The organism is Halovulum marinum, from assembly GCF_009697225.1.
Classification (GTDB): Bacteria; Pseudomonadota; Alphaproteobacteria; order Rhodobacterales; family Rhodobacteraceae; genus Halovulum; species Halovulum marinum.
The window spans coordinates 1-15,765 of record NZ_WIND01000003.1 but is presented as its reverse complement, the minus strand read 5'-3'; the positions used below and the strand labels follow the sequence as shown (position 1 = coordinate 15,765).

The 15,765-nt window shown below is 70.0% G+C and carries 13 protein-coding genes and 1 pseudogene; 7 read left to right on the top strand and 7 right to left on the bottom strand.

Features of this window, described 5'->3' with window-relative positions:
* Positions 1-55: 55 nt before the first annotated feature.
* Both GE300_RS05720 and GE300_RS05715 read left to right on the top strand, forming a co-directional pair.
* Entirely contained in the window at positions 56-1,924 is a 1,869-nt protein-coding gene (locus GE300_RS05720) for a TRAP transporter permease (protein WP_154445610.1), read from the top strand.
* 23 nt (positions 1,925-1,947) lie between these two features.
* The gene (locus tag GE300_RS05715; RefSeq protein WP_154445609.1) at positions 1,948-3,639 is read left to right on the top strand and encodes a thiamine pyrophosphate-binding protein; all 1,692 of its coding nucleotides are present in this window, start codon (positions 1,948-1,950) and stop codon (positions 3,637-3,639) included.
* 29 nt (positions 3,640-3,668) lie between these two features.
* Here GE300_RS05715 and GE300_RS05710 read toward each other — a convergent pair whose 3' ends face one another.
* From GE300_RS05710 to GE300_RS05690, 5 genes are all read right to left on the bottom strand, one after another.
* On the bottom strand, positions 3,669-4,322 hold the full coding sequence (locus GE300_RS05710) for an SDR family NAD(P)-dependent oxidoreductase (RefSeq protein ID WP_325063124.1): 654 nt from the start codon (positions 4,320-4,322) through the stop codon (positions 3,669-3,671).
* A gap of 104 nt (positions 4,323-4,426) precedes the next feature.
* Complete coding sequence (locus GE300_RS05705; protein ID WP_154445608.1) at positions 4,427-5,257, bottom strand: sugar phosphate isomerase/epimerase family protein; 831 nt, start codon at positions 5,255-5,257, stop codon at positions 4,427-4,429.
* A 19-nt stretch (positions 5,258-5,276) separates the two neighbouring features.
* Positions 5,277-6,137, bottom strand: a complete 861-nt coding sequence (locus GE300_RS05700; RefSeq protein ID WP_154445607.1) for a carbohydrate ABC transporter permease — start codon at positions 6,135-6,137, stop codon at positions 5,277-5,279.
* Positions 6,121-7,074, bottom strand: a complete 954-nt coding sequence (locus GE300_RS05695) for a carbohydrate ABC transporter permease (protein ID WP_154445606.1) — start codon at positions 7,072-7,074, stop codon at positions 6,121-6,123. The genes GE300_RS05700 and GE300_RS05695 overlap by 17 nt, the downstream gene beginning before the upstream one ends.
* Before the next feature lie 62 nt (positions 7,075-7,136).
* Entirely contained in the window at positions 7,137-8,423 is a 1,287-nt protein-coding gene (locus GE300_RS05690) for an ABC transporter substrate-binding protein (RefSeq protein ID WP_233416808.1), read from the bottom strand.
* A 173-nt stretch (positions 8,424-8,596) separates the two neighbouring features.
* On the opposite strand from GE300_RS05690, the gene GE300_RS05685 reads away from it, so the two are divergent.
* From GE300_RS05685 to GE300_RS05670, 4 genes are read left to right on the top strand one after another with little or no spacing between them, the layout of a single operon-like run.
* Complete coding sequence (locus GE300_RS05685; protein ID WP_154445604.1) at positions 8,597-9,667, top strand: LacI family DNA-binding transcriptional regulator; 1,071 nt, start codon at positions 8,597-8,599, stop codon at positions 9,665-9,667.
* Positions 9,668-9,669: 2 nt separating this feature from the next.
* Entirely contained in the window at positions 9,670-10,407 is a 738-nt protein-coding gene (locus GE300_RS05680) for an SDR family oxidoreductase (protein ID WP_154445603.1), read from the top strand.
* 17 nt (positions 10,408-10,424) lie between these two features.
* Positions 10,425-11,426: a hydroxyacid dehydrogenase gene (locus GE300_RS05675; protein WP_154445602.1), complete on the top strand. Its 1,002-nt coding sequence runs from the start codon at positions 10,425-10,427 to the stop codon at positions 11,424-11,426.
* A gap of 31 nt (positions 11,427-11,457) precedes the next feature.
* Positions 11,458-12,531: an ABC transporter ATP-binding protein gene (locus tag GE300_RS05670; protein WP_154445601.1), complete on the top strand. Its 1,074-nt coding sequence runs from the start codon at positions 11,458-11,460 to the stop codon at positions 12,529-12,531.
* An 81-nt stretch (positions 12,532-12,612) separates the two neighbouring features.
* On the opposite strand, the gene GE300_RS05665 is transcribed toward GE300_RS05670, so the two are convergent.
* The gene (locus GE300_RS05665) at positions 12,613-14,133 is read right to left on the bottom strand and encodes an AMP-binding protein (protein WP_154445600.1); all 1,521 of its coding nucleotides are present in this window, start codon (positions 14,131-14,133) and stop codon (positions 12,613-12,615) included.
* Positions 14,130-15,413, bottom strand: a complete 1,284-nt coding sequence (locus GE300_RS05660) for a malonyl-CoA decarboxylase (protein WP_154445599.1) — start codon at positions 15,411-15,413, stop codon at positions 14,130-14,132. The genes GE300_RS05665 and GE300_RS05660 overlap by 4 nt, the downstream gene beginning before the upstream one ends.
* A 122-nt stretch (positions 15,414-15,535) precedes the next feature.
* On the opposite strand from GE300_RS05660, the pseudogene GE300_RS05655 reads away from it, so the two are divergent.
* Positions 15,536-15,765: pseudogene (locus GE300_RS05655) on the top strand (fumarylacetoacetate hydrolase family protein); the annotation flags it as partial.

Genomic DNA, 15,765 nt, shown 5'->3' with positions numbered 1-15,765 from the left:
CCTGTCCCGGCGCCGCCCGTTTTCCGCTACCTGCGCCAGCTCTCCGGAGGACTTCATGCGCCTGTCGATTTTCGCGGACGACATACCGCTGCTGGCCCGGCTGGCGCGGATCACGCTGGTGGGGATGGCGCTCTGGCATCTCTACGTCGCCTTCGTCGGCACGCCCGGCCCCTATGTGATGCGCGGCACCCATGTCGCGCTGGCGCTGCTGCTGATCTTCATCACCGTGGACCGCCGCGGAATGCTGACCAGCCGCACCGCCTGGTACGACATCCCGCTGGCGGTCGCGGGCCTTGCGGCCGCGCTCTATCCGTCGCTGAACCTCGACTACCTCTACAGCCGCTTCATCTACGTCGACCCGCTGACGCCGGTCGACCTGGCGGTGGCCGTGGTGCTGGTGCTGCTGGTGCTGGAGGCGACGCGGCGGATGCTGGGGCCGGTGCTGCCGCTGACCGCGATCGCCTTCCTGGCCTACGGCTTCTTCTTCACCTCGACGCTGCCCAGCGTGATCCTGGAGCAGCTGATGATGACCACCGAGGGGATCTTCGGCATCCCGATCGCGGTCTCGGCGACCTACATGGTGCTGTTCATCATCTTCGGCAGCCTGGTCGAGCGCATGGGCGTCGGCCAGCTGTTCATGGACTTCGCCGTGGCGCTGACCGGGCGGCAGGCCGGCGGGCCGGCCAAGGTCGCCTGCGTGACCTCGGGGATGTTCGGCTCGGTCTCGGGCTCGGCGGTGGCGAACGTGATGACCACCGGCACCTTCTCGATCCCGCTGATGAAGCGCATGGGCTTCACCCCGGCGTTCTCCGGCGCGGTCGAGGCGGTGGCCTCGACCGGCGGGCAGATCATGCCGCCGGTGATGGGCGCCGCCGCCTTCGTGATGGCCGAATACCTGGGCGTCGGCTACCTGACGGTCGCCACCTACGCCATCGCGCCGGCGATCCTGTTCTACGTCGCGCTGTTCGCGGCGGTGCATTTCGAGGCCAAGCGCCGCAACATCGGCTCGATCCCCAAGGAGGACCAGGTGCCGATGGGCCTGGTGCTGCGCGAGCGCGGCCACCTGTTCCTGCCGCTGGCGGTGATCGTCGGCGTGCTGCTGATGGGCTATTCGGCGCCGTTCTCGGCGCTGTGCGGGATCCTGTCGGTGGTGCCGACCGCCTTCCTGCGGCGCACGACGCGGCACTACGTGACGCTGGACAACATCCTTCTGGCGCTGGAGAACGGCGCGCGCAACGTGCTGTCGATCGCCGCCGCCAGCGCCTGCGCCGGGATCGTGGTCGGCGTGATCGACATCACCGGGCTGGGGCTGACGTTCTCGAACTTCGTGATCTCGGCGGCCGAGGACAAGCTGCTGATCGCGCTGCTGCTGTCGATGGTGGCGGGGATCATCCTGGGCATGGGGATGCCGACGACGCCGGCCTACATCGTGCAGGTGGCGCTGCTGGTGCCGGCGCTGGTCAAGCTGGGGGTGCAGGTCGAGGCGGCGCACCTGTTCGTGTTCTACTTCGCGATCCTGTCGGCGATCACGCCGCCGGTGGCGATGGCGGTCTATGCCGCCAACACCCTGTCCAAGGCGCGCATCGTCGAGGCCAGCGTGGCGGCGGTGAAACTGGGCGCGACCGGCTTCATCGTGCCGTTCATGTTCGTCTACGAGCCGGCGATCCTGATGCAGGGTGACACCGTCCGGGTGATCGTGGTGGTATTGCAGGCGACGCTGGGGGTGATCCTGCTGGCGGCGGCGCTGCAGCGCTATTTCTTCGGCCGGCTGCGGATCTGGCAGGCGATGATAACGTTCGCTGCGGCGCTGCTGCTGATCTATCCCGACTGGCGGCTGACGCTGGCGGGGCTGGCCTGCGCCGGGCTGGTCCTGGCGCGGCAGGCGACGCGCCCCGCGGCGCCGGCGCTGTCGACCGGCGAGTGAAGGTTCGAGAAGGAGACAACAGGATGCTGAAACGGTCGGAGCCCGGCGCGCGCACCGGCGGACAGGTGCTGGTCGACCAGTTGCTGCTGCACGGCGCCGACACCGCGTTCTGCGTGCCCGGGGAAAGCTATCTCGAGGTGCTGGACGCGCTGCACGACACCGGCGATCGCTTCGCGCTGATCAACGCCCGGCACGAGGCCGGGGCGGCGAACATGGCCGAGGCCTACGGCAAGCTGACCGGCCGGCCCGGCATCGCCATGGTCACCCGCGGACCCGGCGCCTGCCACGCGGCCATCGGCGTTCACATCGCACAGCAGGACAGCACGCCGATGATCCTGCTGGTGGGGCAGATCGCCCGCGACACCACCGACCGCGAGGCGTTCCAGGAGATCGACTATCGCGCCATGTTCGGCACCGTCGCCAAGTGGGCGACGCAGATCGACGATGCCGCGCGCATTCCCGAGTACATGGCGCGGGCGTTCCGCGTCGCCACCTCGGGCCGGCCGGGGCCGGTGGTGATCGCGCTGCCCGAGGACATGCTGACCCAGACCGTCCGGGTCGCCGACAGCCGCCCGTTCGTGCCGGCGCAGGCCACGCTGTCGCCCGAGGCGGTCGACGCGGTCCGCGCCGAGCTGGCGGCGGCCGAGCGGCCGCTGCTGCTGGTCGGCGGTTCGGGCTGGGACGCGGCGGCCTGCGCCGACATCACCCGCTTCGCCGAGCGCAACGGCATCCCCGTGGCCTGCTCGTTCCGGCGCCAGGACATCGTCGCCGCCGCCTCGCCGGTGTTCGCCGGCGATTTCGGCACCTCGACCGTGCCCTCGCTGTATTCCCGGCTGAAGGAGGCCGACCTGCTGCTGGTGATCGGCGCGCGGCTGGGCGAGATGACCACCCGCACCTACGAGACCATCCGCCCGCCCGAGCCGGGCGTGCGGCTGGTGCACGTCTATCCCGACCCGGACGAGCTTGGCCGGGTCTACGCGCCGGACCTCGGCCTTGTCAGCACGCCGGCGGCGGCGGCGCGCCGCCTGGCGGACCTCGACCTGGGCCGGGCAGGGGCCTGGGACGGCTGGTGCCGGGCCTTGCACGCCGAGTATCTGGCCGACACCGAGGTGCCGGCGCACGGCGCCTGGCCGCTGGACATGGGCGTGGCGCTGGCGCAGCTGCGCGACGGGCTGCCGGCGGACACGATCGTGACGCTGGATGCGGGCAACCACACCGGCTGGGCGCAGCGGTTCCTGCGCTTCGGCCGTCCGGGGCGCGAGCTGGGCTCGACCTGCGGCGCGATGGGCTACGCGGTGCCGGCGGCGGTGGCGGCGGCGCTGAAGCACCCCGACCGGCTGGTGCTGGGCTTCGTCGGCGACGGCGGCTTCATGATGAGCGGCAACGAGCTGGCCACCGCCGCGCAGTACGGCGCGACCCCGATCGTGCTGCTGTTCAACAACGGCATGTACGGCACCATCCGCATGCACCAGGAGCGGGACCACCCCGGCCGCGTCTCGGGCACCAGCCTGGGCAACGGCGATTTCTGCCGCATGGCCGAGGGCCTCGGCGCCCATGCCGAACGCGTCACCCGGACCGGGGACTTCGCCCCGGCGCTGGAGCGGGCGCGGGCCAGCGGCCGGCCGGCGGTGATCGAACTGCTGACCGATCCCGAGCAGATCTCGTCGCGCACCACGATCACGAAACTGCGCGAGGCCGCCGCCGGGCGTGGCTGAGACCGTGCGGCGCCGCAACCGGCGCCGCACTACGAGAACAGCGTGCCGCCGTTGATGTCGACGCAGGCCCCGGTGATGAACGCGGCGCGGTCGGAGGCCAGGTAGCAGGCCAGGTTGCCGACATCCTCGGAGGTGCCCTCGCGCTTCAGCGGCGTGTTCCCGGCAGTCTTCCGGCGCGCCTCGGGCTGCGAGAACACGTTGTGGAAATCGGTGTCGATCATGCCGGGGCAGATCGCGTTCACCCGCAGCTTCGGCCCCAGTTCCTTGGCCATGGCGCGGGTCATGCTCATCACCGCGCCCTTCGATGCGCCGTAGGCGACCGCGCCCGTGCCGCCGCCGTCGCGGCCCGCCTGCGAGGCCAGCGCGACGATCGCGCCGCCGTCGTTGAAATGCGGCAGCGCCGCCTGCACCACATGGAGCAGCGAGGTGACGTTCAGGTCCATCACCGTCTGCCAGTGTTCGGCGGTGATCTCGGGGATCGGCTTGCGCGCCACCAGCCCGCCAGTGACGTGCACCAGCGCATCGAGGCTGCCCCAGCGCTCGACGGCCGCGGCGATCAGCGCGGCGGCGTCCGCGGCGCGGGTCATGTCGCCCTGCAGCGCCAGGGCCTCGCCGCCCGCCGCCTCGATCTCGGCGACGGCGGTTTCGGCCCCCGCGCCGCTGCTGTGGTAGTTGATCGCCACGCGCGCCGGCCTCGGCCAGCGCCATCGCGGTGGCGCGGCCGATGTCGCGGCCACCGCCGGTGACGACGGCGGTCTTGCCCTGCATGTCCATGGTCCCTCCGGGCTCAGCCGTAGATGTCGTCGATGAGCGCGCGCAGATGCGCCAGGTCGTGCCGGAGCAGCGGCAGCGGCGCATCGCCCATGCGCTGCTTGCCCTCCACTCCGAACGGCGGCGAGTACTCGGCGGGCATGCAGAACGTGCCCTCGAAGCCGATCTTCCGCAGCTCCTGCACCAGCGCGCGCCAGGAATAGCCGCCGTGGTCGTGGGTGGTCCATTGCACGCGGAAGCGCGCCTCGTCCTCCTCGGGGCCGGTGACGCGGTGGTAGTAGGCGCTCTTGAAGTTCACCAGCCCGTTCATCCTGTCCTTGACGATGTCCACCGCCATGTCGACAGGCTCGCCGTCCAGCGCGCAGTGCGCCATGTCCAGCACCGCGCAGACCTGGCGCGGATCATAGCCCTCGAGCATGTGGCGCAGGCCGATGGCGCTGCCGACGTTGTGGCCGTGATGGTTCTGCACGCCGATCGCGACGCCGTGCTTCTCCAGCGCCGGCAGGGCGGCGTCGAACGCGCGCCGGTAGGCGTCGACCGAGGCCAGGTAGCCCTTGGCCATGTCGATGCCGGCGCAGATGCGGATCACCCCGACGCCGGCCTCGCCGCAGGCGGCGATGGTGGCCTCGTCATAGCCGCTGGCGATGCTGGGCACGGTCAGCCCCGACTCGGCCAGCCGGGCGGCGGCGCGGGGCAGGTCGCGGGACACGGTCTCCGGCACCACCTGGTAGCCGGGGCGGACGGCCAGTTCGACGCCGTCCACGCCCAGCGCGGCCAGCTTGTCGGCCATGGCCCCCAGATCCTCGGTCCAGGGCTTGGTGAAGACGGTGATGGCGGGTCTTGGCATTGATATCCTCGGAAAGTGTTCAGCCCTTCAGGCCGGTGGTCGCGATGCCTTCGATCAGGCGCCGCTGGAACAGGAAGAAGATGACGAACAGCGGCACCAGCGACAGCAGCGACATCGCCAGCATCGGGCCCCAGGCCGACACCCCGGTCGAAGCCATGAACAGGCGCAGCCCCTGCGGCACGGTGTAGTTGTCGATCGAGGTCAGGTAGACCAGCGGCGTCAGGAAATCCTCGTAGGTCCAGAGGAACGAGAACACCGCCGTGGTCACCAGCGCCGGCGACAGCAGCGGCAGGATGATCGAGACGTAGATCCGGATCGGCCCGGCGCCGTCGATCGCCGCCGCCTCGTCCAGCTCGCGCGGGATGCCGCGGATGAACTGCACCATCAGGAACACGAAGAAGGCGTCCACGGCCAGGAACTTCGGCACCACGATCGGCAGGATGGTGTTGATCCAGCCCAGCCCGTTGAAAAGAATGTACTGCGGGATCAGCGTGGCGTGCAGCGGCAGCATGATCGTCACCAGCATCAGCGCGAACAGCGTTTTCTTGAACGCGAATTCGAGCCGCGCGAAGGCATAGGCCACGAGGCTGCAGGCCAGGGTGTTGCCGATCACCGCAAGCGTGGCGATCAGGAAGCTGTTGGCGAAGAATACCCCGAACGAGTTCGCGGCGCCGTGCCAGCCCTCGACGTAGTTCTGCAGGCGGATCTCGCCCGGGATCAGGCTGGGGTCCGAGAAGATCAGTGTCGAAGGCTTGACCGAAGCGCTGGCCAGCCACAGCAGCGGGTAGAGCATGATGAACGCGCCGGCCACCAGCGCGGCGTGCAGCATGAACCGGCGCGGGCGGAACGCCCGCCCGGGGCTGTCAGTCTTCGTCGCCATAGTGCACCCAGTACTTTGCCGAGAGGAACGAGATCGCCGTGGCCGAGGCGATGATGCCGACCAGGATCCAGGCGATCGCCGAGGCATAGCCCATGCGGAAGTTGGTGAAGCCCTGCTCGTAGAGGTAGAGCGTGTAGAACAGCGTGCTGTCCGCCGGTCCGCCGGTCCCGTTCGAGATGATGTAGGACGGCGTGAACGCCTGGAACGCGCCGATCAGCTGCATCACGAAGTTGAAGAAGATGATCGGCGTCAGCATCGGCAGCGTCACGAAGAAGAACTTGTGCAGCGGCCCGGCGCCGTCGATCGCGGCGGCATCGTACAGGTCCTGCGGGATCTGCTTCAGCCCGGCCAGGAAGATCACCATGGGCGAGCCGAACTGCCACACCGCCAGCGTGACCAGCGTGTACAGCGAGTAGTCCGGATTCGAGATCCAGCTCGGCCCGAAGATGCCGAACTGCTCCAAGATCCGGTTGATCACCCCGTCGTAGGAGAAGATCTGCCGCCACATGATCGCGATCGCCACGCTGCCGCCCAGCAGCGACGGCAGGTAGTAGATCGAGCGGTAGAACCCCAGCCCGGCGAGGCCGCGGTTCAGCAGCATCGCCACGCCCAGCGCGAAGGCCAGTTTCAGCGGCACCGACATCGCCACGTAGCGGAAGGTGACCGACAGCGACTGCAGGTAGCGCTCGTCGTCGAAGAACAGCTTGCGGTAATTCTCCAGCCCCAGCCACTGCGGCGCGTTGAACAGGTCGTACGAGGTCATCGACAGGTACAGCGACGCCAGGATCGGGCCCAGCGTCAGGCACAGGAAGCCGACGATCCACGGCGACAGGAACAGATAGCCGACGACGTGCCGGTTGCGCAGCAGCCCGCGGCGGCGCGGCGTGCGCACCGCCGCTCCGGGCGCGGCGAGGGTATCGAGATCTTGTGCGGTCATGTGGCCTCGGGCCGGGAAGGGGTTGCGGCGGGCCCGGCGCCTGTGCGACGGGCCCGGCCCGGTTACAGTTTCGCGCCGGCTTCCTGCATGAACTGGCGCGCGGCCTCGTTCGGGGTCATCTTGCCGAAGGCGACGCCCTCGTTGGCGCGGCTCAGCATGCCGCTCATGCCGGGCACGCCGGGCAGGCGCGGCGGCGCGGGGTTCTTCTCGAGCACGTCGAGATAGGCCACGATCGCCTTTTCGTTCTCGTCGCCCTCGGCCGCGAGCGCGTCGCGCCCGGCCTTCGAGGCCGGCACCATGCCGCTGCCGCGGTAGTAGATCTCGATCCCCTGCGGGTCGAAGTGCATGAAGCGGATGATGTCGATGACCCGCTCGTGGTGCTCGCTCTGCGACCACAGTGCGGTCGAGTTGCCGGCATAGGCGTAGTGGTGCTGCTTCAACTCATCGCCCTCGAAACCGTTCGGCATCAGGTGCAGCTGGATCGGGTCGGTCATCAGCGACTGCAGCCCGGCGAACGAGTCGGTCAGGGTCAGGTACATCGCGGTGCGGCCGGTGACGATCCCGGTCTGGCTGGGATCGCCGGTCGACAGCGCCTGGATGTCGCCCGGCGGGACGCCGCCGCGCTCGCGCAGGCCGGCCCAGTAGGCGTACCAGGCGGCCAGGTCGTCCTCCTCGAAGCCGAAGGTGTGCTCGGGGGTGAACATCGACTTGCCCATCGAGCGCAGGAAGATGTCGCAGGGGATGTAGTTGCCGCCGTTGTCCTCGATCCCCCACACGCGGGGGCCGAGCGCCTCGTGCACCGCGACGGCCATGTCGCCGAGCTGTTCCCAGGTCCACATGTCGGGCGGGATCTCGACCCCGGCCTTTTCGATCATCGCGGTGTTCATCATGCATGCCGGCGCGATCGCGTCGTTGGGGATGGCGAACAGCTGCCCGTCCCGCGACACCGCGCGCACGGCGCCGTCCAGGTAGTCGTCCAGGTTCAGCGGATCGGGCACGAACTCGTCCAGCGGGCGGATCACGCCGCGCTTGGCGTATTCGGCCATCAGGTCGACGTTGACGCTGAAGAAGTCCGGCGCGTTGCCGCCCGCGGCCTCGGTCGCCAGCTTGTCGGTGAACGCGCTGAAGTTGGTCAGCTCGGCGACGATCTCGACGTCCTCGTGGGCCTCGGAATATGCCTCCCAGACGGCGAGGGTCTGGCGCAGCTGTTCCTGGCTTTCGACATAGCCGCCGGCACGGATGCGCGCGACCTGCTGCGCCAGCGCGGGCATGCCGGCAATGGCGACGCCGCCGGCCAGCGCCGCGCCGCCGCGCAGGAAGCCGCGTCTCGAAGTGGGTTTGGTGAGCATGTTTCCCTCCACCGTCGTGATTTTGTGTTGTTGCGGTAAAACGTTAAACGTGATTACGATTGAATCGCAAGACAGATTTTTACAAAAGCAGCTAAGACGATGATTATCTGTATGGAAATGCATAGGCAATCCGTGTAGACAAGGTAAACCGTATAACCGACCGGGCAGAATTCATGGCTGGAATCAAGGACGTCGCGCAGGAGGCCGGGGTGTCGGTGGGCACCGTCTCGAACGTGCTGAACGGCCGCAAGGGCCGCACCAGCACCGAGACACGGGCCCGCGTGCTGGCCGCCGTCGAGAAGCTGCAGTACACGCCCAACGCCGCCGCGCGGCAGCTGAAATCCGGGCTGACGCAGACCCTTGGCCTGGTCGTGCCGTCGGTCGCCAACCCGTTCTGGGGCGCGGTCTCGCACCATGTCGAACGCGCGGCGCTGGAATTCGGCTACAAGGTGCTGGTCTGCAATGCCGAGCGCGAGGTCGCGCGCGAGGCGACCTATGCCGAAGACATGCTCGGCTCGTCGATTCGCGGCGTGATCTTCGGCTCGTCGCCGGTGTCGATGGACCACCTGCGCGATCTGGCCGCCCGCGGCCTGCGCGTCGCCGCCTTCGACCGCCGCAGCCGCGGCGCCAGCGGCGTGGTCGCCTGCTCGGTCAGCATCGACCAGGAACTCGGCGGCCGGTTCGCGGCGCGGCACCTGATCGGCCTGGGGCACCAGCGCATCGCCTTCGTCTCGGGGCCGATCTCCACCTCCAGCCGCATCGGCCGCCTCGCCGGGCTGCGCGCGGCGATGGAGGAGGCGGGGCTGGTGCTGGAAGATCGCCACATCTGGCAGGGCGCCACACGGCCCGGCTTCGGCGACACCGAGGGGGCCCAGCTTGGCCGTGCCGCGGTGCGCGAGCTGCTGGCGCAGCGCGATCCGCCGACGGCGATCTTCACCGCCAACGACATGTACGCGCTGGGCGCCTACGCCGGGGCCCGCGACATCGGCGCGCGCGTGCCCGGCGACATCTCGATCGTCGGCTTCGACGACATCGTCTTCGCCGAGATCATGCAGCCGCCGCTGACCACGATCCGCCAGCCGATCGGACGGATGTCCGAGATCATCGTCCGGCGCCTGATCCACGATCTCGAGGACGGCCGGCGCGGCGATGCGGGCGGCGGGGCGCATGTCGACATCACTCCGGAACTTGTCGTGCGCGCCTCGACCGCGCCGCCACCCGATCACGGAAGGGGGAACAGCTGAACATGACGACCGAACTGGCCGACCTGAGCGGACGCACCGTGCTCGTCGCGGGCGCAAGCAGCGGCATGGGGGCGGCGACCGCCGCGCTGGCCGCGCGCTGCGGCGCCGGACTGATCCTGCTGGCGCGCGATGCGGACCGGCTGGACGAGACCGCCCGGACCTGCCGTGCGCAAGGGGCAGGCGCGGTCCGGCAGGTGCTGCTGGACGCCGCCGCGCCGGACGCGGCCGGGGCGCTGGCCACGGACCTCGCCGACGCCGGCCGGATCGACGTGCTGGTCAACTGCATCGGCATGAACATCATGCGGCGCGCCTTCGCGGAACTGGCCGACGCCGACTGGCAGCAGATGCTGCGGGTCAACCTCGATGCCGCCTACAACCTGACGCGGGCGGTGCTGCCGGGCATGCGCGCCGCCGGCGGCGGGCTGGTGATCCACGTCTCGTCCACCGCGGCGGTGCGGCCCGACCCCTCGGGCGCCGCCTACCAGGCCAGCAAGGCCGCGGTGCGCGCGATGAGCCACGCGATCATGGAAGAGGAATGGCCGAACGGCATCCGCATGACCACGGTGATGCCGGGCATGACCGACACGCCGCTGCTGGACCGCCGGCCGACGCCGGTTCCGGCCGAGAAGCGCGCCGCCGCGCTGCAGCCCGAAGACGTCGCACGCACCTGCGTCTACGTCATGGGCCTGCCGGCGCGCGCCCATGTGGCCGAGATCCTGCTGCAGCCCGCAATCCGATGACGGAGGACAACCAGCCGATGACCGACAAGCCGAAAGTGGCGCTGATCATGCCCGAGGAAACCCGCGCCAAGGTCCTGGACCCGGTCGACCTTGCCCGGCTGGAGAGCTTCGCCGAGGTGATCCGGCCGCCCGACGCGCAGCTGACCACCGAGGGGCTGGCGCCGGTGCTGCAGGACGCGGTCGCCGCGATCACCGGCTGGAAGACGCCGCCGCTGCCGCTGGGGCAGGCCGGCAAGCTGCGCTTCGTCGCCCATTCCGCCGGCTCGGTGCGGCCGCTGGGCATCACCGAGGCGATCGCCGCGGGCACGCTGCGGGCCAGCAATTCGGCCGCGGTGATCGGCGGGGCGGTGGCCGAATTCACCGTCGCCCACATGCTGGCGCATCTGCGGCGGCTGGAGGTGCTGGACCGGGGCATGCACGCCCGCGAGGGCTGGCCGCAGCTGAAAAGCGGCCAGCTGGGCCAGATGCTGCAGGACCAGACCGTGGGGCTGGTCGGCGCCGGCCATGTCGGCCGGCTGGTGATCGCGATTCTGCGCGCTTTCGGCCCGCGGGTGATGGTGTTCGACCCCTACCTGTCGGCCGAGGGCGCCGCCGATCTGGGCGTCGAGCGGGTCGATCTGGACACCATGTTCGCAGGCTGCGGCATCGTCTCGCTGCATGCGCCGGTGATCCCCGAAACCCGGCACATGATCAAGGATGGCCACCTGTCGCGGCTGGCGGACGGCGCGCTGCTGATCAACACCGCCCGCGCCGCGATCATCGATGAGGCGGTGCTGATCGAGCATCTGCGCCGCGGCCGGTTCACCGCCGCGCTGGACGTGTTCGAGAACGAGCCGCTGGCCGACGACAGCCCGCTGCGCGACATGCCCAACGTGAAGCTGTCGCCGCATGCCTCGGGGCACAGCCGCGGCAGCTATCTGCGCCAGGGGCGCAACGCCATCGACGAGGTCATGCGTTTCGTGAACGGCGCGCGGCTGCACCACGAGATCGCCCGCGAAAGCGTGGCGCTGATCGCCTGACGGCGGTCCGGAAACAGGAAAGGGAAGGGCCATGGGTTCGGTAGACCTGATCGGAGTGAAGAAGTCCTTCGGGGCCGCGACCGTCATCCACGACATCAACGTGTCGATCGCCGACGGCGAGTTCGTGGCGCTGGTCGGCCCGTCGGGCTGCGGGAAGTCGACGCTGCTGCGGATGATCTCGGGTCTGGAGAGCGTTTCGGGCGGGGAAATCCGCATCGACGGCGCGCCGGTGAACGAGCTGAACCCGCGCGAGCGCAACATCGCCATGGTGTTCCAGAACTACGCGCTCTACCCGCACATGACGGTGGCGCAGAACATGGCCTTCAACCTGCGTCTGTCGGGCCTCGGCCGGGCCGAGCGGCAGCGCAAGGTCGAGGACGTGGCCCGGCTGCTGAAGATCGACGAACTGCTCGAGCGCCGGCCGGGGCAGCTGTCGGGCGGCCAGCGCCAGCGCGTCGCCATGGGCCGCGCCATCGTCCGCAATCCCGAGGCGTTCCTGTTCGACGAGCCGCTGTCGAACCTCGACGCCAAGCTGCGGGTGCAGATGCGGGCCGAGATCAAGGCGCTGCACCAGAAGGTCGGCACCACCTCGATCTACGTCACCCACGACCAGATCGAGGCGATGACCCTGGCCGACCGGATCGTGGTGCTGAACAGCGGCCGGATCGAGCAGGCGGGCACGCCGCTGGAGCTGTACAAGCGGCCCGCGAACACCTTCGTTGCCAGCTTCATCGGCACGCCGTCGATGAACTTCCTCGAAGCGGTGGTCGAGCCCGGCGACGCCGGACCGGCGGCGCGGCTGGAAGACGGCGCGCTGCTGCCGCTGCCGGAGGGCGTGCGCGCCGCCCGCGGGCAGCCGGTGACGCTGGGCATCCGCCCCGAGCACATCCTGCCCGATGATGCTGGCGGCAGCCTCGTCGGCCAGACCTCGATCATCGAGCCGACCGGCGCGCAGACCATCGTGCTGGTCGACATCGCCGGCGTGACGGTGACAGCGCTGCTGGACGGCGAGCCGCACTACCGCCCCGGATCGCGCTTCGCCGGCAGCGTCGAGCGGGGCAACCTGCACGTCTTCGACAAGGAAAGCGGCGACTCGCTGCGCTGAGCGCATCGCCGCCTGAACCCGGCCCACCGGCCCACCGGCCACGCCGGGTTCAGGCGGTGTCGGGTTCAGGCGATGCCGGGTTCAGGCGGTGCCGGTGGCCGATCGCGCCGTCCAGTCTTCCCGCAGCTGAGCCTTCTGCACCTTTCCCATGGCGTTGCGCGGCAGTGCCTCGAGCATCCAGTAGTGGCGCGGGTGCTTGAACCGGGCCAGTGCGGCGCCGACCGCGTCGCGCAGCGTCTCTTCCGGCGGCGCGGTGCGGTCGGCGGGCACGACGGCGGCGACGATCGCCTCGCCGAAATCGGCGTCGGGCACGCCGAACACCGCCGATTCGGCGATGCCGGGCAGGGCGTTGAGCACCGTCTCGATCTCGCCGGGATAGACGTTGTAGCCGCCGGTGATGATCAGGTCCCTGGCGCGGCCGACGATCGACAGATAGCCGTCGGCGCTGTGCTGGCCCAGATCGCCGGTGATGAAGAAGCCGTCGCTCCGCAGTTCGGCGGCGGTCTTCTCGGGCATGTTCCAGTAGCCCTTGAACACGTTCGGGCCGCGCACCTCGATCATGCCGACCTCGCCCTCGGGCACCGGGTTGCCGTCGGCGTCGGTCAGCCGCACCTCGACCCCGTCGAGCGGCTGGCCGACGGTGCCGGCCCGCCGCGCGCCGTCATAGGGGTTCGAGGTGATCATGCTGGTCTCGGTCATGCCGTAGCGCTCGAGAATGCGGTGCCCGGTGCGCGCGGCGAAGGCGTCGTGGGTCTCGGCCAGCAGCGGCGCGCTGCCGGAGACGAACAGGCGCATGTTGGCGCAGCGATCGGCATCCAGCCGCGCGTCGGCCAGCAGCCGGGTGTAGAAGGTCGGCACCCCCATCATCAGCGTGTGCGCGGGCAGCGCCTCAAGGATGCGGTCGCGGTCGAACGTCTCCAGGAACAGCATCTCGGCGCCGGCCAGCAGCGCGGTGTTGATCGCCACGAACAGGCCGTGGGTGTGGAAGATCGGCAGCGCGTGGATCAGCCGGTCGGCGCGCGCGATGCGCCACAGCTCGACCAGCGTGCGGGCGTTGCTCAGCAGGTTGTCGTGGGTCAGCATCGCGCCCTTGGACCGGCCGGTGGTGCCCGAGGTGTAGAGCAGCGCCGCCAGGTCGTCCGGCGCGCGCGCCACCGTCGCGACACCGGCGTCCGCGGCGTCGGCGCGGGTCTGCAGGCTGCCGGCGCCGCCGCGCTCGAGCGTCAGCAGCGCGGCCCCCGCGGCCGCGGCGATCGGCGCCAGCCGGTTCTCGGCCGCGGCGTCGCAGACCACCAGGCCCGGCGCGGCGTCCGAGATGAAATAGCTCAGCTCGGCCTCGGTGTAGGCGGTGTTCAGCGGCAGGAACACCGCGCCGCACTGCAGCGTCGCGGCATAGAGCGCCAGCATGTCCGGATGCTTCGGCGCCTGCACCACGACCCGGTCGCCGGCGCCGACGCCCGCGCCGGTCAGAACGGCGGCGATCTGCGCCGCACGGGCGACGAAGGCGCGGTAGCTGATCGCATCGCCGGCGCCGGTGCGCAGGAACACGGCATCGTTGTCGCGGTGCGGCGCGAACAGCGCGTCGTAGAGGTGGTTCGTCATTCGGCAGCCTCCTGCGGGTGGTTCTCGGGCGCGGACGCCTTCTGGCGCACCGCCTTTTCGGCGGCGATCTTGCCGTGCAGCACGAAACCGGCGTGGTTCGCCTCGATCCGGGCCAGGTCGTAGAAATAGTTCACCATCGCGCCGCAGGACTGGCGGCGGCCGTTCCCGGTGGTGTCGGCGTCGGCGTGCACCGCGTGGACATGCGCGCCGTTGCCGAGGTGGAAGCGGGCGACCGGGTCCAGCGGCTCGCCGTCCTCGGTGCGCGCGTGCAGCAGGTAGCGCGCGGCCATGGCCTCGACCTCGTCGCGGCCGGCGGCGCCGCGCAGGATCCGCGCGGCGCGGGGGATATGGCGCACCTGCGCCAGCCAGCGGCTGAAGCCGGGCATCGGCGAGAGCGTGACGAAGGTGTCGAGCTGCGGCAGCTCGGCGCCGAGCTCGGCCACCACCTGCTTGATCAGCAGGTTGCCGAACGAGATCCCTTTCAGCCCCTTCTGGCAGTTCGAGATCGAGTAGAACACCGCCGTGGTCATCTGCTCGGGCCGCAGCGGCGTGCGGTCCTCGGCCAGCACCTGCTGGATCGAGCCGGCGACGCCGGCGGTCAGCGCCACCTCGACGAAGATCAGCGGCTCGTCGGGCATGGTCGGGTGGAAATAGGCGAAGCAGCGCCGGTCGGGCGGGTACAGCCGGCGGCGCAGGTCGTCCCAGTCGTCGATCGCGTGCACCGCCTCGTAGGCGACGATCTTTTCCAGGATGCTGGCCGAGGTCTCCCAGGTGATCGGCCGCAGCACCAGGAAGCCGCGGTTGAACCAGCTGCGCAGCAGGTGGATGAAATCCATGTCGGTCCGGCGCAGCTCCGGCGCCTCTCTCAACAGCTCGAGCAGGTCGGCGCGCATCCGCACCAGCTCGGCGGTCGCGCCGCCGGCCTGGTTCAGGCGGCGCAGCAGTTCCTGCCGCGGCGGCTCGGCGGCGGCGGTCAGCGCGCGGTAGGTCTCGACGTCGGGGCTGTCGGCGTAGCGCGCCGCCAGCCCGGCGATGCGTGCCGGGTCAAGCTCGAGCGCGTCGTTCAGGAAGTCGAAGAAGCCGCGCTTGCCGGCGCCGTCGAGCCCGGCGTAGCGCGACAGGATCGCCCTGGAAAGTTGAATCCCCGACACCATGCCCTCGGACGACAGCAGCGCGCGGCACATCGCCTCGATCGGGCGCGGGTCGCGGCTGTCGGCGGCGACGCGGCGGCGCTCGAACAGCGTCGTGAGCAGATCGCCCAGAAAGCTTGTCTGTTTCATGTCTCGTCGCCTCGCGGCTTCCGGCCCGCGTCAAGAAAACGGCCGCGTCAAGAAAATCGATTTTATTTGACACAGGACAGCAATATCGTCAAAAACGGGCAAAAGCAACGAGGAGTTTTGCGATGAGATTTCTGATGGGCGCGCGTGCGGGCAGGCAGGCGGTGTATCTGCTGCGGGACGATCGGGCCCATGACCTGACCGCGCGGTTCGACGGCGTGGGCCCGGACCTGGAGGGACTCATCGCGCAGCCCGAGCTGCTGTCGCGGATCGCGGGGACGCCGGATCCGGGCGCCGCGGTGCCGGTTGCCGAGATCACCCCGGCGCTGCCGGTCGGCCGCCCGCCCAGCATCAT